The sequence below is a fragment of the Lysobacter sp. SCRH-1R genome (genome assembly GCF_057747855.1).
The window spans coordinates 1,034,720-1,056,733 of sequence record NZ_CM173227.1 but is presented as its reverse complement, the minus strand read 5'-3'; the positions used below and the strand labels follow the sequence as shown (position 1 = coordinate 1,056,733).

23 protein-coding genes are annotated in these 22,014 nt (G+C 69.3%); 5 read left to right on the top strand and 18 right to left on the bottom strand.

Features of this window, described 5'->3' with window-relative positions:
• The first annotated feature begins 13 nt into the window (after positions 1-13).
• Together yhbY and AC3ANK_RS04900 are read left to right on the top strand one after the other, a co-directional pair.
• The gene (gene yhbY / locus AC3ANK_RS04905; protein WP_206859711.1) at positions 14-319 is read left to right on the top strand and encodes a ribosome assembly RNA-binding protein YhbY; all 306 of its coding nucleotides are present in this window, start codon (positions 14-16) and stop codon (positions 317-319) included.
• A gap of 94 nt (positions 320-413) precedes the next feature.
• Positions 414-788, top strand: a complete 375-nt coding sequence (locus AC3ANK_RS04900; protein WP_206859712.1) for an Mth938-like domain-containing protein — start codon at positions 414-416, stop codon at positions 786-788.
• On the opposite strand, the gene AC3ANK_RS04895 is transcribed toward AC3ANK_RS04900, so the two are convergent.
• From AC3ANK_RS04895 to surE, 5 genes are read right to left on the bottom strand one after another with little or no spacing between them, the layout of a single operon-like run.
• Positions 785-1,678 (bottom strand): endonuclease/exonuclease/phosphatase family protein, encoded by an 894-nt coding sequence (locus tag AC3ANK_RS04895; protein WP_484172263.1) that lies wholly within the window; start codon positions 1,676-1,678, stop codon positions 785-787. The genes AC3ANK_RS04900 and AC3ANK_RS04895 overlap by 4 nt on opposite strands.
• The gene (locus AC3ANK_RS04890) at positions 1,675-2,484 is read right to left on the bottom strand and encodes a peptidoglycan DD-metalloendopeptidase family protein (RefSeq protein WP_484172262.1); all 810 of its coding nucleotides are present in this window, start codon (positions 2,482-2,484) and stop codon (positions 1,675-1,677) included. Before AC3ANK_RS04890 ends, AC3ANK_RS04895 begins: the two co-directional genes overlap by 4 nt.
• 23 nt (positions 2,485-2,507) lie before the next feature.
• The gene (locus AC3ANK_RS04885; protein ID WP_206859715.1) at positions 2,508-3,122 is read right to left on the bottom strand and encodes a YqaA family protein; all 615 of its coding nucleotides are present in this window, start codon (positions 3,120-3,122) and stop codon (positions 2,508-2,510) included.
• 48 nt (positions 3,123-3,170) lie between these two features.
• Positions 3,171-3,848: a protein-L-isoaspartate(D-aspartate) O-methyltransferase gene (locus AC3ANK_RS04880; RefSeq protein ID WP_206859716.1), complete on the bottom strand. Its 678-nt coding sequence runs from the start codon at positions 3,846-3,848 to the stop codon at positions 3,171-3,173.
• A complete protein-coding gene (gene surE, locus AC3ANK_RS04875) occupies positions 3,845-4,648 on the bottom strand; it encodes a 5'/3'-nucleotidase SurE (RefSeq protein WP_206859717.1) in 804 nt (267 codons plus the stop codon). Before surE ends, AC3ANK_RS04880 begins: the two co-directional genes overlap by 4 nt.
• 179 nt (positions 4,649-4,827) lie before the next feature.
• Between surE and AC3ANK_RS04870 the strand changes: the two genes are divergently transcribed.
• A complete protein-coding gene (locus tag AC3ANK_RS04870) occupies positions 4,828-5,397 on the top strand; it encodes a Smr/MutS family protein (RefSeq protein ID WP_206859718.1) in 570 nt (189 codons plus the stop codon).
• Between the two features lie 31 nt (positions 5,398-5,428).
• Here AC3ANK_RS04870 and AC3ANK_RS04865 read toward each other — a convergent pair whose 3' ends face one another.
• From AC3ANK_RS04865 to AC3ANK_RS04825, 9 genes are all read right to left on the bottom strand, one after another.
• Positions 5,429-5,671 carry a hypothetical protein gene (locus tag AC3ANK_RS04865; protein ID WP_206859719.1) on the bottom strand — a complete coding sequence of 81 codons (243 nt, stop codon included), beginning with the start codon at positions 5,669-5,671 and terminating at the stop codon, positions 5,429-5,431.
• Between the two features lie 152 nt (positions 5,672-5,823).
• Positions 5,824-6,822, bottom strand: a complete 999-nt coding sequence (gene truD / locus AC3ANK_RS04860) for a tRNA pseudouridine(13) synthase TruD (protein ID WP_484172843.1) — start codon at positions 6,820-6,822, stop codon at positions 5,824-5,826.
• A gap of 50 nt (positions 6,823-6,872) precedes the next feature.
• Positions 6,873-7,352, bottom strand: a complete 480-nt coding sequence (gene ispF, locus AC3ANK_RS04855; RefSeq protein WP_484172261.1) for a 2-C-methyl-D-erythritol 2,4-cyclodiphosphate synthase — start codon at positions 7,350-7,352, stop codon at positions 6,873-6,875.
• Positions 7,353-7,435: 83 nt separating this feature from the next.
• Entirely contained in the window at positions 7,436-8,137 is a 702-nt protein-coding gene (gene ispD / locus AC3ANK_RS04850) for a 2-C-methyl-D-erythritol 4-phosphate cytidylyltransferase (RefSeq protein ID WP_484172260.1), read from the bottom strand.
• Entirely contained in the window at positions 8,134-8,478 is a 345-nt protein-coding gene (gene ftsB / locus AC3ANK_RS04845; protein ID WP_206859723.1) for a cell division protein FtsB, read from the bottom strand. The genes ispD and ftsB overlap by 4 nt, the downstream gene beginning before the upstream one ends.
• Positions 8,479-8,496: 18 nt before the next feature.
• Positions 8,497-9,783: a phosphopyruvate hydratase gene (gene eno, locus AC3ANK_RS04840; protein WP_484172259.1), complete on the bottom strand. Its 1,287-nt coding sequence runs from the start codon at positions 9,781-9,783 to the stop codon at positions 8,497-8,499.
• A 183-nt stretch (positions 9,784-9,966) separates the two neighbouring features.
• Positions 9,967-10,800: a 3-deoxy-8-phosphooctulonate synthase gene (gene kdsA / locus AC3ANK_RS04835; RefSeq protein ID WP_484172258.1), complete on the bottom strand. Its 834-nt coding sequence runs from the start codon at positions 10,798-10,800 to the stop codon at positions 9,967-9,969.
• A gap of 132 nt (positions 10,801-10,932) precedes the next feature.
• The gene (gene pyrG / locus AC3ANK_RS04830; RefSeq protein ID WP_484172257.1) at positions 10,933-12,597 is read right to left on the bottom strand and encodes a CTP synthase; all 1,665 of its coding nucleotides are present in this window, start codon (positions 12,595-12,597) and stop codon (positions 10,933-10,935) included.
• A 205-nt stretch (positions 12,598-12,802) separates the two neighbouring features.
• The gene (locus tag AC3ANK_RS04825) at positions 12,803-13,033 is read right to left on the bottom strand and encodes a hypothetical protein (RefSeq protein ID WP_206859727.1); all 231 of its coding nucleotides are present in this window, start codon (positions 13,031-13,033) and stop codon (positions 12,803-12,805) included.
• Positions 13,034-13,318: 285 nt separating this feature from the next.
• Here AC3ANK_RS04825 and parE point away from each other — a divergent pair, with 285 nt between their 5' ends.
• The gene (parE, locus tag AC3ANK_RS04820; RefSeq protein ID WP_206859728.1) at positions 13,319-15,226 is read left to right on the top strand and encodes a DNA topoisomerase IV subunit B; all 1,908 of its coding nucleotides are present in this window, start codon (positions 13,319-13,321) and stop codon (positions 15,224-15,226) included.
• A gap of 85 nt (positions 15,227-15,311) precedes the next feature.
• Positions 15,312-16,955, top strand: coding sequence for an outer membrane protein assembly factor BamB family protein (locus tag AC3ANK_RS04815; RefSeq protein ID WP_484172256.1), 1,644 nt, complete (start codon positions 15,312-15,314; stop codon positions 16,953-16,955).
• A 155-nt stretch (positions 16,956-17,110) separates the two neighbouring features.
• Here the strand turns inward: AC3ANK_RS04815 and hutG are convergent, their stop codons facing one another.
• From hutG to AC3ANK_RS04795, 4 genes are read right to left on the bottom strand one after another with little or no spacing between them, the layout of a single operon-like run.
• Positions 17,111-17,911, bottom strand: a complete 801-nt coding sequence (gene hutG, locus AC3ANK_RS04810) for an N-formylglutamate deformylase (protein WP_484172255.1) — start codon at positions 17,909-17,911, stop codon at positions 17,111-17,113.
• A 22-nt stretch (positions 17,912-17,933) separates the two neighbouring features.
• Entirely contained in the window at positions 17,934-19,283 is a 1,350-nt protein-coding gene (gene gorA / locus AC3ANK_RS04805) for a glutathione-disulfide reductase (protein WP_484172254.1), read from the bottom strand.
• A 24-nt stretch (positions 19,284-19,307) separates the two neighbouring features.
• Positions 19,308-20,564 carry an NAD(P)/FAD-dependent oxidoreductase gene (locus AC3ANK_RS04800; protein WP_206860390.1) on the bottom strand — a complete coding sequence of 419 codons (1,257 nt, stop codon included), beginning with the start codon at positions 20,562-20,564 and terminating at the stop codon, positions 19,308-19,310.
• 10 nt (positions 20,565-20,574) lie between these two features.
• Positions 20,575-21,843: a DUF418 domain-containing protein gene (locus AC3ANK_RS04795; protein ID WP_484172253.1), complete on the bottom strand. Its 1,269-nt coding sequence runs from the start codon at positions 21,841-21,843 to the stop codon at positions 20,575-20,577.
• Between the last annotated feature and the right edge of the window lie 171 nt (positions 21,844-22,014).

Below are 22,014 nucleotides of genomic sequence, written 5' to 3'. Positions count from 1 at the left end.
TTTCCGTACCCCGATGCAGACCGTCCTGACCGCCGCCCAGACCCGCTTCCTGCGCGGCCAGGCCCACGACCTGAAGGCGATGCTGCAGGTGGGCGGCAAGGGCATCACCGACGCGCTGGTGGCGGAGATCGACCTGGCGCTGGAACACCATGAGCTGATCAAGGTGAAGGTCGGCGCCGAGGACCGCGACGCCCGCGACGCGATGATCGGCGAGATCGCCCAGCGCACGGGCGCCGCGCTGGTGCAGCGCATCGGCCACACGGCCGTGCTGTACCGCCCGAGCCGGGACAAGCGCCAGATCGTGCTGCCGCGGGCCTGAGCGCTTCCGGGTTCGGGATTCTTAACGGCCATCTCCCGCGACGCTCGCGGCGCTTCTGCGAATCTCCAGTCCCGCATCCCCGATCCCGCCGCTCATGCAGCTCAACCTCGAACACCCCGACCACGAATTCTTCCTGCGCGCCGCCGACGGCGAATCCGCGCTGGTGAACGAACGTCGCCTGTCCGCGAGTTTCGTGCTCGCGCCGAGCCAACTGGTCGAACACTGGCCGGTGCGCGAGGTGAAGTCGATGACGCCGCAGGATCTCGACGCGGTGCTCGCGCTGGAACCGGAAGTCGTGCTGCTCGGCAGCGGCGCCACGCAGGTGTTCCCGCCGGCGGCGGTGCTCGCGCACTGCCTGCGTGCCGGGGTCGGGCTGGAAACGATGACCAACGCCGCCGCCGCGCGCACGTTCAACGTGCTGGCCGGCGAAGGCCGCCGCGTGGTCGCCGCGTTCGTGCTGCCGGGCTAGTCGCCTTCGCGCGGCAGGAACGGAAGCCGCGCCCACACGCCGTAATGATCCGATGCCCAGCGGCCGTCCGCGTCGGGCGCGGCGAGGATGCGCGTGGATTCCGGTGTCGCGAAGGCGCCCTTTTCGACATGGATGCGGTCGATCCGCGCCGGCGGATTGAAGCGCGGGTTCAGCGTGGCGTGCGCGAGGGTGTCGACCGGCTCGCCCGCATGCGCCGCCGCGTACGCATCGACGAACGCCGCACGTAGCGGCGCCATCTCCGGTGCATCCGCCACGACGTTGAAGTCGCCGGCGATCACCACCGGCGCATCGCCGCGCGTGGCTTCGACGAACGAAAGCAGATCCGCGATCTGCCGCCCACGCGTCACGCCGCTGCGATCCTCGAAATCCAGATGCACGACATACAGGCTCACCTCGCGGGCCTGCACCGTCGCGCGCACCCAGCCGGCGATGCGGTACGCCTCGTGCGGCTGCAACCTGCGGAAGCCGCGCTGAGTCGCCGGTTCGCGCGTGAGAATGGCATTGCCGTAACGGCGCGTGCGGTCGGTCGCATCGACCGACACGAAGAACGCGTGATAGCCCAGCCGCTCCGCCAGCGTTCGCGCCTGATTCGGAAGGCCGTCGTCCTGCAGCACTTCCTGCAGCACGATCGCGTCCGGCGAAAGGCGGCGCAGGTCGGCTTCGATCATTGACTGGCGATGCGGCCAGTCCTCGCGGTCGTGCCAGAGGTTCAACGTGACGATCTCCAGCGCGGGCGTCGCTTCGCGCGGCGCATGCGTGGCGCAACCGGCAAGCATCGCCATCGACACCAGCAGCATCCACCGCCACGCGCGCCGCGCCGGATCCGCGCCACGTCCCGCACGTCCGCATCGCGCGGACGTCGCGCTCATCGCTTCGGCAGGTACGTCAGCGGATCGACCGGCTTGCCGTTGTAGCGCACCTCGAAGTGCAGCATCTCGCGCGGCGCGCCGCTGCGGCCCATTTCCGCGATCTGCTGGCCCGAGCGCACCAGCTGGCCTTCGTTGACCAGGCGGTTGCGGTTATGTCCGTAGGCGGAAAGCCACTGCTCGTTGTGCTTGATGATGATCAGCTCACCGTAGCCGACCAGGCCCGAGCCGGAATACACGACGACGCCGTCCGCCGCCGCGCGCACCGGCGCGCCGCTGGCGCCGGCGATGTCGATGCCCTGCTTGGTCGGTTCGCCCGCGACGTAGCGGCCGATCAGCTCACCGTCCGCTGGCCAGCGCCACTTGATGTCGCTCGCGGCAGGCACGGCGGGTTTCGGCGCGGGGGCGGCGGGCGTCGCGGGTTTGCCCGGACTGCTTGCGGGACGCGTGGACGCCGTGCTGCCGCCCTTCCCCGCCGGGTACAGGCGCAGCTTCTGGCCGGGGTAGATCGTGTACGGCGGATCGATGCCGTTCCATGCCGCGAGGTCCTGCAGCCGGACGTTGTTGCGCGAGGCGATCGCGAACAGCGTGTCGCCGCGGCGGACCGTGGTGCTGGCGCCCGGACGGACCTTCGAAGGTGCCTGCGACGAAGCGCCCGGCTCGCGGTAGACCTTGGTGCTCCAGCAGCCGCCCAGCAGGAGGACGGAGGCCGCGATGGCGGCAGCGGCAGCGAATCGCGCGGCCCTTCGGCCGGCATCCGGTCGCGCCGCATCGAGTCGCGCCCCATCAAATCGCCATGTTCCGGTCATGCGTCCTCTCATCCGACCCGCTCTCATCCAAATTGGGCCTTCCACACCAGCCAGCCGATCGCCGCCACGAGGAGCACCGAGGCGATCCAGCCGATCGGCTCGATGTAGCGTCGCAGCGCCGCCTCGGCGCGCACGCCACCCAGGCGGATGGCCAGCGCGACCAGGTACACGCGCTTGCCGCGGCCGATGAACATGCTGGCCAGGAACGGTACCAACGGCACGCCGACGATGCCCGACGCCCAGGTGAATATCTTCAGCGGAATCGGCGTGAACCCTGCGAGAACCAGCAGCCAGAACGCCTGCCACGGCGAATGGGCGGCGATCTCGCGCAACTGCTGCACCTGCGCGTCGATGCGCTCCATCCAGCCCAGCGCGGCGAGCAGCGGCTTGACCAGTTCGTAGGCGAAGTGGCCCAGCGCGTAGCCCACCACCGCGCCGGCGAGGGAGCCCAGGAGGCTCAGCGTCGCGAACCAGAACCCGCGCTTGGGCTGCGCCAGGCACATGGGCGCCAGCATCACTTCCGGCGGAACCGGAAACACGACCGCTTCGGCAAAGCTCAACCCGGTGAGGAAGGCGGGCGCGCGGCGGTGACGCGCCCAGCCGATGGTGCGCTCGTACAACGGTCCGAAGATCTTCAACGCGGGCCTCTGTCCTTCAGGTTGTGCGGTGTGGGCGCTGCGCGGCGGTCAATCGACCATGCCCGACAGCAGCGGCACGAAGACTACCGGCGCGAGCGTCTGCTGCGTGACATTTCCGTCCGCGTCCTTGTGCAGCTTCAGCAGCGACTGCGATCCGGCGCCGCCGACGGGGGCGATCAGCGTGCCGTTCGGCGCGAGCTGGTCGGTCAGCGCATCGACCAGCGCGGGTGCGGCGGCGGTGACGATGATCGCGTCGAAGGGACCGTTCTCCGGCCAGCCGATGCGGCCGTCGTCGTGCTTGCTGCGAACATTCATGCCGAGCTGGCGGAAGCGCTTGCGCGCGGTGCGCAGCAGTTCGCCGATGCGTTCGACCGTGTGCACTTCCAGGCCGAGTGCCGCCAGCACCGCGGCCTGGTAGCCCGAGCCGGTGCCGATTTCCAGCACTTTCTTCGGTTCGGATTCGAGCAGCGCCTCGGTCATCTTCGCCACCACCCACGGTTGCGAGATGGTCTGGCCGTGGCCGATCGGCAACGCGGTGTCCTCGTAGGCGCGCGTGGCGAGCGCCTCGTCGACGAACAGGTGGCGCGGCACGGTGCGGATCGCGTTGAGCACGCGTTCGTCGCGGATGCCGTTGTCGCGCAGGCGATCGACCAGGCGGTCGCGCACGCGCTGCGAGGTCATGCCCGAGCCGATCGCCTCGGGTTGCAGGCGCATGCGCAGGGTCATGCCGCCTGCTCCGGCTTGCGCGACGCGCGATGGCCGAGCGACGTCGCCAGCCCGTCGACCCAGCTGGCGACCTGGTCGAGCGCGTGGTAGCGCGTGAGGTCCACCTGGATCGGCGTGATCGAAATATGCCCGGTGCGCAGCGCGTGGAAATCGGTGCCGGGACCGGCATCCTGTTCGGCGCCGGCGGGACCGATCCACCACCACTGCCGCCCGCGCGGATCCTGCTGCGGGATGCAGGCCTCGGCGCGATGGCGGTTGCCCAGGCGGGTGACCTCGAAGCCGCGCACTTCATCCCACGGGATGTCGGGCACGTTCACGTTGAGGATGGTATCGGCCGGCAGCGGATCCACGCGCAGGCGGGCGATGATCTCCGCCGCCGCGCGCGCCGCGGTCTCGTAGTGCCGGCCGGTGTGATCGACCGTCTGCAGCGACATCGCCACCGCCGGCAGGCCGAGGAAGCGGCCTTCCATCGCCGCGGCGACGGTGCCGGAATAGATCACGTCGTCGCCGAGATTGGCGGTGTTGTTGATGCCGGAAACGACGATGTCCGGTTCGACCTCGAGCATCCCCGTGATGGCCACGTGCACGCAGTCGGTCGGCGTGCCGAACACGCGCCAGGTCGAGTCGTCGAGCTGCTGCACGCGCACCGGCGCGTCCAGGGTGAGCGAATTGCTGGCGCCGGAACGGTCGCGGTCGGGCGCCACCACCAGGACTTCGTGCCCCGCCGCGCGCAGGCCGTCGGCCAGGACGCGGATGCCGGGCGCGTCGACGCCGTCGTCGTTGCTCACCAGTACTCGCATGGACTCCCTTGTGAATGCCTTTGGTGCTTGCCGGAACACGGCGCCGGCGCGGGTCGGGCCCGCGCCGCGCGAAGGCCCATGATAGCCGATGCCGCCCGCGCGCCCGGGGACGGCGTGCACGGCTTGCGAACGTGGCGTTACCCGGTTGCGGAACGGACTCGCGACGCTAGGCTTGTCGCATGTCCGAACGACGCGACGATGACGAAGACGACGCCGAGCTGTTCCGCTCCGCGATCGGACCGGTGCGGCCCATGCGCGACACCGCGGCGCCGCCACCATCCGCGCCGAAGCCGCGCCCGCGCGCGCGCATGGCCGAACGCGACGAGGCGCACGCGCGCGAGCAGTTCCGCCATGCGCTGGAGGACAGCCTGCTGGAAGCCGGCGATGCGCTGAGCTACCGGCGCGACGAAGTGACGCCGCGCCTGCTGCAGAAGCTCAAGCGCGGCGAAATCGCGGTGCAGGAGGAACTCGACCTGCACGGCGCGGACACGCGCGAGGCCGAACAACTGGTGCGCGCCTTCCTGCACGATGCCCGCCAGCACGGCGTGGGCTGCGTGCGGATCGTGCACGGAAAGGGCCTGCACGGCGCCGCCTCGATCGCATCGGGCGGGCAGCCGGTGCTGAAGAACCTGGTGGACCGCATGCTGCGGCATCGCGCGGACGTGCTGGCGTTCCACTCCGCGCCGCCGGCGCAGGGCGGCACCGGTGCGGTGCTGGTGCTGCTCGCGCCCCGTCGCCTGCGCTCCTGAGCGGAGCGCCGACGCAGGGCGTCGGCAGGGTTTACTTGGGCTCTCCGGCGGTCTGCTCGACCTGTTCAGCCGACACGCGCGGCACGTTCACCCAGACCACTTCCAGTCCACGACGACGCGCGACGCGTTCGACGTACGCGATGTATTCCTCGTCGGCGTCCATGATGGTCGGCGAGCGCGGTTCCGGGCTGTAGGTGGACCTGGCCTCCATGCCTGCGCAGGCCGACAGGCCCACGACGGACAGCAACACAATCATGCGAAGCGATGCGTTCATGACGACATCTCCATGACGTTTTCCGCGACGCCATGCGGCGTGGCGGCAGCGCGTTGCGACGCTGCAATTCCGGCTTATACGCCGGCGCCCACAAGGGGCCAGTGCCGGCCGATCCTTTCCGACGAACGGTCGTGAGTCGCCTGCGAGCGTGCTCAGCCGATGCGACAGACCGCACGCACGTCGCCCAGTTCGGCGAGCACGACCGTCGCGTACGCTCCCGGCGGCAGCGCGAACGCGAGTTCGAGGACATCGCTTTCACGCCACGACCACGCAAGGTCGACAGGCTTCAGGCGCAACGCGCGGCGCTCCTGCCGCAAGCCTTCCGACTCCAGTCCCGCGCGCAACGCGAGTGCTTCCCCGTCGGACAGCACCTCGCTTTCCAGCTGCGCCGCCTCGCCTGTCGTGCGCGGTTCGCCGCGTCCCCACAGCGGGCCGGTGGGATGGATGTCGAACGACGCGAGCCGCTGCGCGAGTGCCTCGTCGAACGGCTCCGGCCCGAACACGCTGCGGCTGCCGTCGAGCATCCACACCTCGCCTTCGAGCGGCGAATCCCAGCAACCGCGACGCACGCGCGCGTCGAGCACGCGGTTGAACAGTTCCGAGCGCGCGGCCGACACCAGCAACGTGCGCTGCTCGCGCCGCACGCGGCGGCCGGCGAACATCGCGCGCGCGTTGGCGACGTTGTCGCCGTCGCGGCCGAAGCGCTGTTCGCCGAAATAGTTGGGAACGCCGCGTTCGCAGATCGCCTGCAGGCGCTGTTCGATCGCGCCCCGATCGCCGTTCACGGCGCGCAGCGTCAGCACGAAGCGGTTGCCGGCGAGCGCGCCGCGCGGCAGCTTCTTCGCGTGCCAGGCGTGTTCGACGACGGTGAGGCGCTCCTCGCCTTCGGCGAAATCCAGCGTGGACAGGTCCGGCGCAACCTTCTTCGGCAGGTGCACGCTGAAGCGCTGGCGCGTGACCGCATGGCGGTCCTTCAAACCCGCGTAGCCGATCGCGACCTCGCCCACGCCCGCCCACTGCGCGATGCGCTTCGCGGCGAACGCGGTGTTCATGCCGCGCTTCTCGACGGTGAGCAGCAGGTGCTCGCCGGCGCCGGAGGCTTCGAAGCCCGGCAGTTCCTCGACGACGAAATCCTCCGGCGTGGCGCGCATGTTCGCCGACAGCACGGCGTCGCCATGCGCGCGGGCCAGGGCGGGCTCGTTCACGGCTTCACCAGCAGGCACACCGCCATCGCCGCGATGCCTTCGCCGCGCCCGGTGAAACCGAGCTGCTCGCTGGTCGTCGCCTTGACGCTGATCGCGTCCACGTCCACGCCCAGTTCCTGCGCGATCGCCTCGCGCATCGCCGTCGCATGCGGACCGACTTTTGGACGCTCGCACACCACGGTCACGTCCGCATTGCCGAGTTGCCAGCCGCGTTCGCGTGCGAGCGCATCGCAATGACGCAGGAAGGCGCGGCTGTCGGCGTCCTTCCACTGCGGATCGCTGGGCGGGAAGTGCTTGCCGATGTCGCCCAGCGCGAGCGCGCCGAGGATCGCATCGCACAGTGCGTGGATCACGACGTCGCCGTCGGAATGCGCGAGCACGCCGCGATCGTGCGGCACGCGCACGCCGCCAAGCACGACGTGGTCGCCGTCGCCGAACGCGTGCACGTCGTAGCCCTGGCCGATGCGGATGTCCATGGGGTTGCCTTTCGAACGTTCGCGCGCAGGGCGCGCATGAGAAAAATCGGGCGAAGACGATGCGTCCGCGAAGGACGAACGCGTCAGCCCGCACTGCCTCGCGCGAGAAGATACTCCGCCAGCGCGAGATCCGCCGGCGTGGTCACCTTCAGGTTGTCCTCGCGGCCTTCCACCAGCGCCGGATGCACGCCCATGCGCTCCATCGCCATCGCTTCGTCGGTGACGACGATGCCGGCGGCGCGGGCGCGTTCCAGCGCGGCGGTAAGCGCGCCGCGGCGGAACGCCTGCGGCGTGAACGCGCGCCACAGCGCCGAACGCGGTTCGGTCGCGACGATGTGCGCGTCCGCGTCGGCGCGCTTGAGCGTGTCGCGCACCGGCGCGCCGAGGATCGCGCCGTCGGCGTGCGCGCTGGCGATGTCGATGAGACGGTCGAGATCGGCGCCACGCAGGTTCGGACGCGCGGCATCGTGCACGAGGATCAAGGCATCGTCGCCAACATCGGTCGGCAACGCGTGCAGCGCGGCGAGCACCGAATCGGCGCGTTCGCCGCCGCCGGTGCAACGCAGCAGCGGCTTGCCCTGGCGCGAAGTCCAACCCGGCCAGCGCGGATCGTCGGCCGCCAGCACGACCATCGCGCCGTCGATGCGCGGATGGGAGAGCAGCGCGTCGAGCGCGTGCGCGATCAGCGGCTTGCCGGCCGCTTCGAGGTATTGCTTGGGAACCTCGCCGCCGAATCGTGTGCCGCGGCCGGCGGCGGGCAACACCGCCCAGATGCGCGGTGTCACGGCGCGGGGGCCTGCGCGTCTTCGGCAGGCGGCGTGTCGGTGGCCGGCGCGGTCGAACCTTCCGGCTCGACCACGCGGTAGAACGTCTCGCCGGGCTTGATCATGCCCAGCTCGCTGCGCGCGCGTTCCTCGACGGCCGCTTCGCCGGACTTGAGGTCCTCGACCTCGGCCGCGAGTGCGTCGTTGCGCTGCTGCAGACCCGCGTTTTCGCGCGTCTGCTGCTGCACCTGCCGGTCCAGGCGGGCGACGGAGCGGCTGCCGCCCTCGCCCACCCAGAGACGGTACTGCAGGAACGCCAGCAACCCGGCGAGCAGCACCAGCAGCAGTCGCAACCAGCGCATGCGCGCGTGCCCCGTGCCTTAGCGCTTGAGCGAGACGAAGGCGTCGCGGCCGGCGTACTTCGCGGCCGAACCGAGCGCTTCCTCGATGCGCAGCAGCTGGTTGTACTTGGCGACGCGGTCGCTGCGGCACAGCGAGCCGGTCTTGATCTGCGTGGCGGTCGTGGCCACGGCGATATCGGAAATCGTCGTGTCCTCGGTCTCGCCCGAACGGTGCGAGACGATCGCCGCGTAGCGGTTCGCGTCGGCCATCGCGATGGCTTCCAGGGTCTCGGTCAGCGTGCCGATCTGGTTGACCTTGATGAGGATGGCGTTCGCCACACCCTGGTCGATGCCTTCCTTGAAGATCTTCGGGTTGGTCACGAACAGGTCGTCGCCGACCAGCTGCACCTTCTTGCCGATCTTGTCGGTGAGCTGCTTCCAGCCGGCCCAGTCGTGCTCGGCCATGCCGTCTTCGATGGTGACGATCGGGTACTGCGCGGCCCAGTTGGCGAGGAAGTCGACGAACTGCTCGCTGGTCAGGCGTTTGCCTTCGCCGGTGAGGTTGTACTTGCCGTTGTCGAAGAACTCGCTGGAGGCGACGTCCAGGCCGAGCAGGATGTCCTCGCCCGCCTTATAGCCGGCCTTGCCGATGGCTTCCAGGATGGTTTCCAGCGCTTCCTCGTTCGAACGCAGGTCGGGCGCGAAGCCGCCTTCGTCGCCCACCGCGGTGCTCAGGCCGCGGCCCTTGAGCACGGACTTGAGCGCGTGGAACACCTCGGTGCCGGCGCGCAGCGCCTCGGCGAAGCTGTCCACGCCGACCGGCAGGATCATGAATTCCTGCAGGTCCACGTTGTTATCGGCGTGCGCGCCGCCGTTGATGATGTTCATCATCGGCACCGGCAGCACGGCCTCGCGGTTGCCGGCGAGGTACTTCCACAGCGGCAGCTTTTTCGACGCCGCCACTGCGTGGGCGTTGGCGAGCGACACGCCCAGCAGCGCGTTCGCGCCGAGACGGCCCTTATTCTCGGTGCCGTCCAGGTCGATCATGCGGCGATCCAGGCCCGCCTGGTCGGCGGCGTCGAAGCCTTCCAGCGCTTTCGCTATCGTCGTGTTGACGTTCTCCACGGCCTTGCGCACGCCCTTGCCGAGGTAGCGGGTCTTGTCGCCGTCGCGCAATTCCACGGCCTCCTTGGTGCCGGTCGAGGCGCCCGAGGGAACGGCGGCGCGGCCGAAGCTGCCGTCGACCAGGGTGACCTCGGCTTCGAGGGTCGGATTGCCGCGGCTGTCGAGGATCTCGCGGGCGTGGATCTTGGCAATGGTCGTCATGGGTTTCGTCGTAGGGGCGAAAGCGGTTTGGACACGGATTAAAGCAGAACTGGATGCTCTGCTCCTCCCCTGCTTGCAGCGGAGGTCGGGAGGGGGCGTGAGGCGCACAAGCGCCGAGCTCGCCGCGAAGCGGCTCTCACCCCTCCCCAACCCGCCCCTGCGCGCAGCGGAGGGAGCGGAGCATCAGACGCTCGATTCGAGGAAGCCGTTCTTCTTGGTGATGCGGTCCAGCTCCATCAGCGTCTCCAGCAGCGCGCGCATCTTCGGCAGCGGCCAGGCGTTGGGGCCGTCGGACAACGCTTCGTCCGGCACCGGATGGGTTTCCATGAAGATGCCGTCGATACCGACCGCGATTGCCGCGCGCGCCAGCACCGGCACGAACTCGCGCTGGCCGCCGCTCTTGCCGCCGGCGCCGCCGGGCAGCTGCACCGAATGCGTGGCGTCGAACACCACCGGACAGCCGGTGTCGCGCATCACGCTCAGCGAGCGCATGTCGCTCACCAGGTTGTTGTAGCCGAACGACACGCCGCGCTCGCAGGCCATGATCTGCGTGTTGCCGGTGGCCTTGGCCTTGTCGGTGACGTGCTTCATCTCCCACGGGGAGAGGAACTGGCCCTTCTTGATGTTCACCGGCTTGCCGGCGCGGGCCACGTTCTGGATGAAGTTCGTCTGGCGGCAGAGGAACGCCGGCGTCTGCAGCACGTCGACGACGGCCGCGACCTCGTCCATCGGCGTGTATTCATGCACGTCGGTCAGCACCGGCACGCCGATCTGGCGCTTCACTTCGGCCAGCACCTTCAGGCCTTCCTCCAGGCCCGGGCCGCGGAAACTCGTGCCCGAGGTGCGGTTGGCCTTGTCGAAGCTCGACTTGAAGATGAAGTTGATGCCGAGCTCGGAGGTGATTTCCTTCAGCTTGCCGGCGGTGTCGAGCTGCAGCTGCATCGACTCGATCACGCACGGACCGGCGATCAGGAAGAAGGGTTGGTCGAGGCCGACTTCGAATCCGCAGAGGTTCATTCGCTTCTTCGCTCTTGGCCCTCCCCTTCAAGGGGAGGGTTGGGTGGAGAGGGTGTTGCTTGTCGCGTTTCCGGCGGGGAGGGAAGCACCCCCCTCCCCCGGCCCTCCCCTTGAAGGGGAAGGAGAAAAACATCAGGCCGTCGCTTCCTTCAGCAACCGCCCGCCCGCCTGCGCCTTGCGCTCGCGCGCGGCGCGGATGAAGCCGACGAACAGCGGATGGCCGTCGCGCGGGGTCGACAGGAACTCCGGGTGCGCCTGGCAGGCCAGGAACCACGGGTGCCGGTCGCGCGGCAGTTCGACCATTTCCACCAGCAGGTCGTCCATCGACTTGGCGCTGATGGTCAGGCCGGCGTCTTCCAGCTGCGTGCGGTAGCGGTTGTTGAATTCGTAGCGATGGCGATGACGCTCGGCGACGACGTCCTTGCCGTACATTTCGCGCGACAGCGTGCCCGGCTTCAGGCGCTGCTCCTGCAGGCCCAGGCGCATCGTGCCGCCCAGGTCGCTTTCCTCGCTGCGGCGTTCGATCTCGCCCGAGGACGTGCGCCATTCGGTGATCAGGCCGATCACCGGATGCGGGCTGGCCTTGTCGTTCTCGGTGCTGTTGGCGCCGGACAGGCCCGCGACGTGGCGCGCGTAATCGACCACCGCCGCCTGCATGCCGTAGCAGATGCCGAAGTACGGCAGGCCCGTCTCGCGCGCGAACTTCGCGGTGAGCACCTTGCCTTCGAAGCCGCGATCGCCGAAGCCGCCCGGCACGAGGATGCCGTCCACGTCCTTCAGTGCGTCGACGCCCTGCTGCTCGATGTCCGACGATTCCAGCCACTTCAGCGTCACGCGCGTGCGCTGGCGCAGGCCGCCGTGCTTGAGCGCCTCGGCGACGGACTTGTAGGCGTCCTGGTGGTCGACGTACTTGCCGACGACCGCGATGGTCACGTTGTCGACCGGATGCTCGCTGGCATCGACGACCTCGTCCCACTCCGACAGGTCGGCCGGACCGGCCTCGATGCGCAGGCGGTCGAGCACGATCGCGTCCAGTCCTTCTTCCTGGAAGCGGCGCGGCATCTTGTAGATGTTGTCCAGGTCGACGGCCGAGATGACCGCACGTTCGGGGACGTTGGTGAACAGCGCGATCTTGCGGCGCTCACTGTCGGGCAGCGGCTGCTCGCTGCGGCACAGCAGGATGTCGGGCTGGATACCGATCGAGCGCAGTTCCTTCACCGAGTGCTGCGTCGGCTTGGTCTTCAGCTCGCCGGCGGCGGCGATCCAGGGCACCAGGGTCAGGTGCATGAAGATGGCGCCGTCCGGACCGCGCTCGGAGCGGATCTGGCGGATGGCCTCCAGGAACGGCAGCGACTCGATGTCGCCCACGGTGCCGCCGATCTCGACCAGGCCCACGTCGAAGCCGTCGGTGGCCTCCACGATGCAGCGCTTGATCTCGTCGGTGATGTGCGGGATCACCTGCACGGTGCCGCCGAGGTAATCGCCGCGACGTTCCTTGCGGATCACGTTGTCGTAGATCCGGCCGGTGGTGATGGAGTTCTTGCGGGACAGGCGCGTGCGCAGGTAGCGCTCGTAGTGGCCCAGGTCCAGGTCGGTCTCGGCGCCGTCGTCGGTGACGTACACCTCGCCGTGCTGGAATGGGCTCATGGTGCCCGGGTCGACGTTGATGTAGGGATCTAGCTTCATCATCGTCACGCGCAGGCCGCGCGCTTCGAGGACGGCCGCCAGCGAGGCTGCCGCAATGCCCTTGCCAAGCGAGGACACCACGCCGCCGGTGACGAAAATCAGGGGAGTCATGGTTTTACTGCCGCTGGAAAGCCGTAGTTTACCGGCTCGGCCCGGCCAGGGCGAGCCGGGCGGCGTTCACGATGGCCGGCCGGCGGCACGATGGCGCCGCGAAAAGCGTATCCGTCGTCGCGTCGCGGAGCCGCCAACGAAAACGCCCCGCACGAGGCGGGGCGTTGTTCTTCCTGCAAACGGACGCGAACGGCTCGCGATCTTCTCAGCGATCGTCCTCTTCCTCCGGCTCGCGGGTCGGATCGGGCTTGCGGTCCTTGCCGGACTTGCCGGTGTCGGACTTGGGCGCGTCGGCCTTCTGCCCGGCCTTGCCGCGCGGCTCCTGCGACTGCGCGCTCTTCGCCTTGTCGGCCTGCGGCGGCTGTTGCTGGGCGAAGGCGGGCGTCGCCAGCGCGGCGGCGATCACGGCGGGAAGGACGAGCTTGCGGATGTTCATCGGTACGACCTCCAGGGGGAGAGAAACGGCGCAGCGGGCGGGCCCGCGACGCTGGCGGGCACCCTACCCTCGCGGCGCCGAGCCTGCACTGAACGGGGGCGCCGGACCCGATGTGGGGTGGCCGCCGCGCCAACACAAGGGGCGCCCAGGCGCGTCTCACCCGGCGTGACGGACGCCGGCGATGCTGACCGACCCTGCCGGCATTACACGCCGTGTTGAATTTCCGGCCCGGGCCACCGACCATCCCCGCTCCGCCTTGCACGTCGTCGAAGAAGTCGTCGAAGAATGAGTTCCCGTTACAACGCCGCAGACATCGAAGTCCTTTCCGGCCTTGACCCCGTCAAGCGCCGCCCCGGCATGTACACCGACACCGCGCGCCCGAACCACCTGGCGCAGGAAGTCATCGACAACGCCGTCGACGAGGCGCTGGCCGGCCACGCGCGCACCATCGAGGTGACGCTGCACAGCGACGGCAGCTGCTCGGTGTCCGACGACGGCCGCGGCATGCCGGTGGACATCCACCCGGAGGAGAAGATCCCCGGCGTCGAGCTGATCCTCACCCGCCTGCACGCGGGCGGCAAGTTCAGCAACAAGAACTACACCTTCTCCGGCGGCCTGCACGGCGTCGGCGTGAGCGTGGTCAACGCGCTGTCGAAGCACGTGGAAGTGCGCATCAAGCGCGACGGCAACGAATACCGCATGACGTTCAAGGATGGCGACCGCGCCACGCCCCTGGAAGTCGTCGGCAGCGTCGGCAAGAAGAACACCGGCACGCGCGTGCATTTCTGGCCGGACGCGAAGTACTTCGACACGCCTAGGTTCAACGCGCGCGCGCTGCGCCACCTGCTGCGCGCCAAGGCCGTGCTGTGCCCGGGCCTCACGGTGAAGCTGTTCGACGAAGCGACCGACGAGCGCAACGAGTGGTACTACGAGGACGGCCTGCGCGATTACCTGCGGGGCGAACTCGCCGAACGCGAACTGCTCCCGCCCGAACTCTTCGTCGGCAAGCTGACCAAGGACACCGAGACCGCGGATTGGGCGGTGGCGTGGGTCGTGGAAGGCGAGCTGGTGCAGGAAAGCTACGTCAACCTCATCCCGACCGCGCAGCACGGCACGCACGTCAACGGCCTGCGCACCGGCTTCACCGATGCGCTGCGCGAGTTCTGCGACTTCCGCAACCTGCTGCCGCGCGGGGTGAAGCTCGCGCCGGAAGACGTGTGGGACCGCGTCGCCTTCGTGCTCAGCATCAAGATGACCGACCCGCAGTTCAGCGGGCAGACCAAGGAACGCCTGTCGTCGCGCCAGGCCGCCGCGTTCGTCGAAGGCGCCGCGCACGATGCGTTCTCGCTGTGGCTCAACCAGCACGTCGAACTGGGCGAGAAGATCGCGCAGCTGGCGATCGAGCGCGCCGCAGCGCGTTTGAAGACCGAAAAGCAGGTCGTCCGCAAGAAGATCACGCAGGGCCCCGCGCTGCCGGGCAAGCTGGCCGACTGCTCCAGCCAGGACCTCTCGCGCACCGAGTTGTTCCTGGTCGAAGGCGACTCGGCGGGCGGCAGCGCGCGCCAGGCCCGCGACAAGGATTTCCAGGCCATTCTTCCGTTGCGCGGCAAGATCCTGAACACCTGGGAAGTCGCCTCCGGCAGCGTGCTCGCCTCGCAGGAAGTGCACGACCTCGCCGTCGCGATCGGTTGCGATCCGGGCAAGGACGATTTGTCGGGCCTGCGCTACGGCAAGGTGATCATCCTGGCCGACGCGGACTCCGACGGCCTGCACATCGCCACGCTGCTCAGCGCGTTGTTCCTCAAGCATTTCCCGTCGCTGGTCGCGGCCGGGCACGTGTTCGTCGCGATGCCGCCGCTGTTCCGCGTCGACGTGGGCAAGCACGTGTTCTACGCGCTGGACGAAGAGGAAAAGCGCATCCTGCTGGAGAAGATCGAGCGCGAGAAGGGCGACCGCAAGAAGGGCATGAGCGGCCAGGTCAACGTCACCCGCTTCAAGGGCCTGGGCGAGATGAACCCCTCGCAGCTGCGCGAATCGACGATCCATCCGGACACGCGCCGGCTGGTGCAGCTCACTGTCGACGACGACACGCAGACGCATTCGCTGATGGACATGCTGCTCGCCAAGAAGCGCGCGGGCGATCGCAAGCAGTGGCTCGAAACCAAGGGCGACCTGGCGACGCTGGAAGTCTGATGCGGTAGACGGGGCTGGGGAGCCCCGGGCAACAACGCGCCGAGCACGACGCCGGCGCGAAAACTCATGGACACAAGGGGGAGTCGTGGCTTCGAGACACGCAGGGATTCTGGCCGCGGTACTGGTCGGCTTCGCGCTGGCCGGCTGTGGTGGCGGGGGTGGCAGCGACAGCGGAGACGACGGAGGCTCGTCGACCCCGCCGCCGGCGCCGGGCCCGAGCGGCACGGTGACGATCACGCCCAGGGGGCCGGTCACCGCGACCGCCACCGTCGGGGAAACGGCGACGGCGATCCTGGAAGGCACGTGGAAGGCGAGCGACGGCGCCGCCGGCGCGCCGGTGCACCTGAAGGTGGTCGACCTCGGTGACGCCTTCAACGCGCCCGGCGTGAAACCGGCGCCAACGAACGGCACCTTCCGCTACGAGCTCGCGATCCGGAGCGACCTGATCGCGGGAATGCACGCCGACCGGCTGGAGATCACCGCGTGCGCCGACACAGCCTGCTCGCAGACGTATGGCACGCCGGTCCAGGTCGATTACCGCATCGAGATCACATCGCTCGGCGAGTGGGAAACGTTGATGCGCGATGCCTCGCACACCAGTTACGTGCCCACCCGGATCGATCCGGCGCGATTGAAGCTGGCGTGGGAATGGACGGCGCCGATGGCGCCCTCGGCCGTTGAGAGCTACATCGCTCGTCCGACCACCACGAGCGGCTCGCTGCTGGTCATCAGCGGCAACACCATGAGCGATGGCAGCCAGCGCGGCTCCACGGTCGTCCAGTTCGATGAAGCCGATGGCACCTCGCGCTGGAACCGTCCGATTTCGGACGAACTGCACGGGGTCGCGCCCGGCAGCAACGGGAAACTGGTCTACCTCGCCAAGGTGGGCGGCAACGAGCTGATCACCGCACTCGACGGCAAAACGGGCGCAGTGGCCTTCACCTACGCCGAGACGACGCAGCCGCTCGCGACCACGCTGGCTCCCTCGCGTCGCGACGGCACCATGTACTTCTTCGCGGGCTACAACGGCGACGAACTCCACGCCGCCAACGCCGAAACCGGCGTGCGCGACTGGGCGATGCCGCGCGTGGGCCTGTTGTCGGCCACCCCGACGATCGACGATACGTACGTGTATTACCCGGCCGGGCAGACGATCGAGATGCTGGATCGCAGGACTGGCGCCTACGTCGCCAGCATCTTCGACCCGTCGGCAGACGGAACGCCGCTTCCGGGATCGGGTGCGGTGGTGCTCGGTGGGCGGGGCAATCTGATCGCGCGCTCGTACCGCGACGGTTACGGTGCACGCCTGTCGAGCTTCAGCATCGCCGACCGCAGTTGGGAATGGACCACCACCTCCAACTACAACCAGTTCTTCGCCGTCGCGGACGGCGTGATCTACGCGCTTCGCGGAGGCTATTCGCTGACGCTCGATGCGATCGACGAACGCAACGGACAGGTGCTGTGGTCGTGGAGCCCGCCGGCGGAGTACGCTACCCAGAAGAACACCCTCGGGAACGTCGTGGCGACGCAAGGCATGGTGTTCTTCGGCACACAGGACAACACGGGCGGCACGAGTTGGGTGTGGGCGGTCGACACCGCGCAGCGCAAGGACGTCTGGCGCACGCCCGGCGCCGGCTACATCGTGATCTCAGGCAGCCGCACGGTGTACCTGTGCTCCGGCCCGCCGGGCGGCCTCATGAACCGTGTCCGCGCGTTGCGGATGCGGTGAGCCCAAACGCCCCGCCGCGCAGGCGGCGGGGCGTTCCGGATGGATGCCTGGCTGCGCGGTGACGTCGCGAGATCAGGCGCCAGGGAACCCGGCCGAGCGGCATCTCCCCACGCGACGCAGCATGCGTCGCCCCTTCCAAGTCCGCGGCGTCTGCCTCAGCGCGAAAGCGTCGCCAGCAGCAGGTTGCGGATCACCGCCTGCAATACCGCCGCCTTGCCGGCGTCGTACGCGAAGCTGTCCTCGTCCATGTAGTTGCGCTGGCTGACTTCCAGTTGCACCGCTTCAATGCCGCGCGCCACATCAGCGTAATGGCGCGTGATGTAGCCGCCCTTGAAGCGGCCGTTCACGACATGGTCGAAGTCGATCTGCCCCGCCAGCACGGCTTCAAGTCGCTGCTGCAGAGCGGGCGAACAGCTCGCGCCGCCGGACGTGCCGAGGTTGAGGTCCGGCAGGCGGCCTTCGAACAGGAACGGCAGGTCCCTGCCGCGGATCGAATGGCCTTCCCACAGCACGACGCGACCGTGCAGGGCGCGGATGCGTTCGATCTCGCCGGCCAGCGCCTCGTGGTACGGGCGCCAGTAACGTTCGACGCGCTGCGCCACTTCCGCCTCGTCCGGGGCCTGCCCGTCCAGGTAGACCGGTTCGCCGGTGAACTGCACCGCCGGGCACAGGCCGGTGGTGTTCTGGCCGGGATAGAGCGAGGTGTCGTCGGGCGGGCGGTTCAGGTCGACCACGTAGCGCGAGTGGCGCGGCACGACGATCGACGCGCCCAGTTCGCGCGCGAAGTCGTACAGCACCGAGACGTGCCAGTCGGTGTCGGGCGCGCGACGTGCCGCCGGCACCATGCGCCCGGCCAGTTCCTCGGGAATGTGGCTGCCGTCGTGCGGCAGGCTCACCAGCAGCGGCGCGGTGCCGCGATGCAGGGTGAAGACGTCGGTGTCGTGCGGAACGTTCATCGTAGGGTCTCGGTGCGCGCGCTCAGCGCATCAGCACCACTTCCTCGGCGCTGGTCGGATGGATGGCGACGGTGTCGCGCAGGTGGTCCAGGGTGATGCCGCGCTTGAGCGCGACGGCGAAGCCCTGGAGGATCTCGTCGGCCGCTTCGCCGAGCAGGTGGATGCCGACGACGCGGCGCTCGTCGCCCACGCACACAAGCTTGAACAGGCTGCGCTGCGGAATGTCGGCGAGCGCGGCGAGCATCGGGCGGAATCCCGCGCGATAGACCTGCACCGCATCGCCATGCACTTCGCGCGCCTCGCGTTCGGTCAGCCCGACCTGCCCGATCGGCGGGTGCGAGAACACCACGGTCGGGATGTCGCGCGGATCCAGCAACGCGGTCGCGCCGCCGTACAGGCGGTCCATCAGCCGGCGCGCGGCGGCGATGGCGACGGGCGTAAGCGGCGGATCGGGCGTGATGTCGCCCACCGCGAAGATGCCCTCGACGTTGGTCGCGTGCCGCACGTCCACGGCGACGTGGCCACCGACGTCGGTGGCCACGCCCGCGCGGTCGAGTTGGAGGCGCTCGCTGTTGGGCTTGCGGCCGGTGGCGAACAGCACCGCGTCGAACGGCCCGCTGAGCGATCCGTCGTCGCAGCGCACGCGCTTGCCTTCGTCTTCCAGCGCCGCGACGGAATGACCGAAATGCAAGTGGATGCCGGACTGCCGGTAGTCCTCGCCCAGTTGCAGTGCCAGTTCGTGATCGAAGCCGTTGAGCAGGCGATCACCGCGCACGAACAGCTCGACGCGACTGCCCAGCGCCTGCAGCAGGCCGGCCAGTTCGACCGCGACGTAGCCACCGCCGACGATCGCCACGCGTCCGGGCGCGGCGCGCCACTGGAAGAAATCGTCCGACACCGCGCCCCATTCGGCCCCCGGGATGGCGGGACGATGCGGCCGACCGCCCGTGGCGATCAGGATGCGGGGTGCGCGCAACCGCGTGCCGTTCTCGCATTCGACCGTCTGCGCGTCGATGAAGTGGGCGAAGCTCGGCACGACCATGATGCCGGCCTCGTCGAGCCGACGACGGTAGCTGGCGTGGATGTTGGCGATGTAGCGCTCGCGATGGACGATGAACTCCGGCCAGTCGAGGGTCGCCGGCGGGATGTCGAAGCCGAGCGTCTGCGCCAGCCGGAGCCGGCCGGCGACGTCCGCCGCGAGCCACATCGCCTTCTTCGGCACGCAGCCCACGTTCACGCAGGTGCCGCCCAGCAGGTGCGGTTCCAGCAGCGCGACGCGCGCGCCATGCCCGGCCGCGCGGAACGCACCGGCGAGGCCGCCGGAGCCGCCGCCGATGACGATCAGGTCGAAACCGGTCGCGTCGATGTTCATGTGCGAAGGCTCATGCGTGCGCGCTCACGAAAAGCGCTCGAGCGCGTAAGGCGCCGGATCGATGTCCGGCCGGCGCCCGATGACGAGGTCGGCGACGAGCTGGCCGGTCGCCGCGCTCATGCTCACGCCCATCATGCCGTGACCGGTGGCGACGACGATGCGGTCGTTGCCGGGCACGCGGCCGATGATCGGCACGTCGTCGCAGCTCATTGGCCGCCAGCCGAACCATTGCTCCTGCTTCTGCGCGCCGTAGGGCTCGTGCAGGTATTCGCTCGCGCCGCGCTCCAGCGCGGCCAGGCGGCGCGGATTGAGCGTGTCGTCGTAGCCGCTGAATTCCATGGTGCTGCCCAGCCGGTAGCCACTTTCCCACGCGGTCACGCAGACCTGGCGCTCGCGCAGCACCAGCGGCCGGCGCGGCACGCGCGAGGGCGTGGAGTACGTGATCGAGTAGCCCTTGCCGGGCTGGATCGCGCCTTTCAACGCCGGTGCGCCGATCGCATCGGCGAGCTTCGGCGACCACGCGCCCAGCGCCATCACCATCTCGCGGGCCGCCAGCTCGCCCTGCGAGGTGGACACGCGCACGCCGTCGCCGTCCTCGCGCACGCCGGTGAACGCGCAGTGTTCGACGATGGTGCCGCCGCGCGCCCGCACCACGCGCGCGAGTTCGCCGACGTAGCGGTCGGGTCGCAGCACCGCATCGCCATCGAAGCGGATCGCGCCGGCGACGCCGGGCTTCAGCGCCGGCTCCATCAGTTCGTATGTCGGGCCGTCCACCACGTCCACGCGCACGCCCAGCTCGCGCAGGAATCCGACTTCGTCCTGGAAATGCTCGAACTCGTGCGGATCGCGGAAGACGTAATCCTCGCCGGAATGGGCGAATTCGCAGGCCAGGCCGTAATCGCGCACCCAGTCGGCCAGGCGATCGCGCGAGTCGTTGAGGATGGCGGACTTGGCACGTGCACTGCTGCGCCAGTCGCGGTCGTTGCAGCGGACCGCGAAGCGCAGCAGCCATGACCAGAGCGCGGGATCGAAACGCGGCGCGACGTACAGCGGCGCGTCGGGCGTGAGCATCCAGCGCAGCGCGCGCAGGACGACGCCGGGCGCGGCCAGAGGCGGTGCGTGGCTGGGCGTGATGGTGCCGCAATTGCCGTGCGAACTGCCGCCGCCGACGCGGCCGGCGTCGATCACGCGGACGCTTCGTCCGCTCTCCAGAAGAGCCAGGGCGCTGGCCAGACCGATCACGCCGGCGCCGACGATCACCACATCTTCGCGCTGTTCCATGGGCATGAGTTTAGGGGCTCCGGGCCGTCGCGGTCCGCATGGGCGGAAGATGCCCATACGTGCAAGCCCGCCAGAGCCATTCCACCGGACCGAAGCGGAACCGGGCCAGCCAGGCCCGGCTCGCGACGACCTGCACGAGAAACAGCGCCACCATGCCCAGCAACTGCCAGCGACGCGGCACCTGCCCCCACCGCCCCAGGCCGTAGCCGTAGAACACCCATGTGCCGACCAGCGACTGCAGCAGGTAGTTCGTCAGCGCCATGCGGCCGGCCGGCGCGAGCGCTCCCAGCAGGCGCGCCCCCGTGCGCGTGTGCAGCGCGCGCAGCGTCCACGACAGATAGCCCAGGCTCATGAGCGGCGAGGCGACCAGCATCAGCGACATCGCGAGCAGCGCGCGGCCGGCATTGGCCTCCAGGTCGAACTGGACCGCGACCGACGCGCTCGCCAACGCGAGCGCCACGCCGGCCGGCAACGCGACGAACCGCAGTGCGCGATGCAGACCGGCGTGCGCGGCGGGCTCGGCGATCGCCCCGCTGCGCAGCAGCCATGCGCCCAGCAGGAACACGCCGATGGCGAAGACCTCGAACACGAGCGTCTCGTCCAGGTTGCCGACCAGGAAACGCGCACGCTCCCGCACGGCGTCCGGCCAAGAGCCGGTCGTATACGCGGCGATCTCTCCGGCGCGACGGGATTCCTCCAGCGCACGCCGCGCCGTATCGGTGGCGTTGTCGGTATCCGCGACCGACGCCGGATCGACCCACATCCACAACGCGCCCATCAGGACCATCGCCAGCGCGGGCAGTCCGTACAGCGCCGCGCCCCAGGCCCCCTGCCGTTCGGGCGCGGCATCGCGGAACCACAGCAGCACGAACGCACCCAGCGCGTACGGGACGAGGATGTCGCCCGCCCAGACCAGCAGCGCGTGCGCGAGCCCGATCACCAGCAGCCCCGTCGCCCGGCGCAGGTGCAGCGTCCGGAAGTCGGTGTCGGCGGCCCGCGCGCGTTCGTCCATCAGCGCGAACCCCATGCCGAACAGCAGCGAGAACAGGATCCAGAACTTGCCCTGCACGAACACGTACACCAGCCACGAAAGCGCGTGGTCGAACGGCGCCTGCCCCGGTTCGAGTCCCTGCCCCATGTCGCGCAACGGGCGGCCGAAGTACTCCACGTTCATCAGGCCGATGCCCAGCAGCGCGAGTCCGCGCAACACGTCCAGCGACACCAGACGCTCGCCGGCGGCGACCGGCACGGCCGGTCGCGCGTCTTCGCCGGATCGCATGGTCAGCATCCGTCCTTCCCCTGCATCGGTCTCCCCCGTTTGCCGCTGAACGATTAGAGCATGCGGTGCGTCGGCGATCCTGCGAAAGACGGCAAGCACGCGGTCGGAGAACGCCGCACGCGTGGATCGGAACCGGCCGCGTCCGCCGGTGCGTCACCTTCGTCCGAAAAA

Bases quoted from the DNA above. Each gene is read 5' to 3' on its own strand.
- yhbY (WP_206859711.1), top strand. From the start codon at position 14: ATGCAGACCGTCCTGACCGCCGCCCAGACCCGCTTCCTGCGCGGCCAG.
- AC3ANK_RS04900 (WP_206859712.1), top strand. From the start codon at position 414: ATGCAGCTCAACCTCGAACACCCCGACCACGAATTCTTCCTGCGCGCC.
- AC3ANK_RS04895 (WP_484172263.1), bottom strand. From the start codon at position 1,678: ATGAGCGCGACGTCCGCGCGATGCGGACGTGCGGGACGTGGCGCGGAT.
- AC3ANK_RS04890 (WP_484172262.1), bottom strand. From the start codon at position 2,484: ATGACCGGAACATGGCGATTTGATGGGGCGCGACTCGATGCGGCGCGA.
- AC3ANK_RS04880 (WP_206859716.1), bottom strand. From the start codon at position 3,848: ATGACCCTGCGCATGCGCCTGCAACCCGAGGCGATCGGCTCGGGCATG.
- surE (WP_206859717.1), bottom strand. From the start codon at position 4,648: ATGCGAGTACTGGTGAGCAACGACGACGGCGTCGACGCGCCCGGCATC.
- AC3ANK_RS04870 (WP_206859718.1), top strand. From the start codon at position 4,828: ATGTCCGAACGACGCGACGATGACGAAGACGACGCCGAGCTGTTCCGC.
- AC3ANK_RS04865 (WP_206859719.1), bottom strand. From the start codon at position 5,671: ATGAACGCATCGCTTCGCATGATTGTGTTGCTGTCCGTCGTGGGCCTG.
- truD (WP_484172843.1), bottom strand. From the start codon at position 6,822: ATGCGCGCCACGCCGGAGGATTTCGTCGTCGAGGAACTGCCGGGCTTC.
- ispF (WP_484172261.1), bottom strand. From the start codon at position 7,352: ATGGACATCCGCATCGGCCAGGGCTACGACGTGCACGCGTTCGGCGAC.
- ftsB (WP_206859723.1), bottom strand. From the start codon at position 8,478: ATGCGCTGGTTGCGACTGCTGCTGGTGCTGCTCGCCGGGTTGCTGGCG.
- eno (WP_484172259.1), bottom strand. From the start codon at position 9,783: ATGACGACCATTGCCAAGATCCACGCCCGCGAGATCCTCGACAGCCGC.
- kdsA (WP_484172258.1), bottom strand. From the start codon at position 10,800: ATGAACCTCTGCGGATTCGAAGTCGGCCTCGACCAACCCTTCTTCCTG.
- pyrG (WP_484172257.1), bottom strand. From the start codon at position 12,597: ATGACTCCCCTGATTTTCGTCACCGGCGGCGTGGTGTCCTCGCTTGGC.
- AC3ANK_RS04825 (WP_206859727.1), bottom strand. From the start codon at position 13,033: ATGAACATCCGCAAGCTCGTCCTTCCCGCCGTGATCGCCGCCGCGCTG.
- parE (WP_206859728.1), top strand. From the start codon at position 13,319: ATGAGTTCCCGTTACAACGCCGCAGACATCGAAGTCCTTTCCGGCCTT.
- hutG (WP_484172255.1), bottom strand. From the start codon at position 17,911: ATGAACGTTCCGCACGACACCGACGTCTTCACCCTGCATCGCGGCACC.
- gorA (WP_484172254.1), bottom strand. From the start codon at position 19,283: ATGAACATCGACGCGACCGGTTTCGACCTGATCGTCATCGGCGGCGGC.
- AC3ANK_RS04800 (WP_206860390.1), bottom strand. From the start codon at position 20,564: ATGGAACAGCGCGAAGATGTGGTGATCGTCGGCGCCGGCGTGATCGGT.
- AC3ANK_RS04795 (WP_484172253.1), bottom strand. From the start codon at position 21,843: ATGCGATCCGGCGAAGACGCGCGACCGGCCGTGCCGGTCGCCGCCGGC.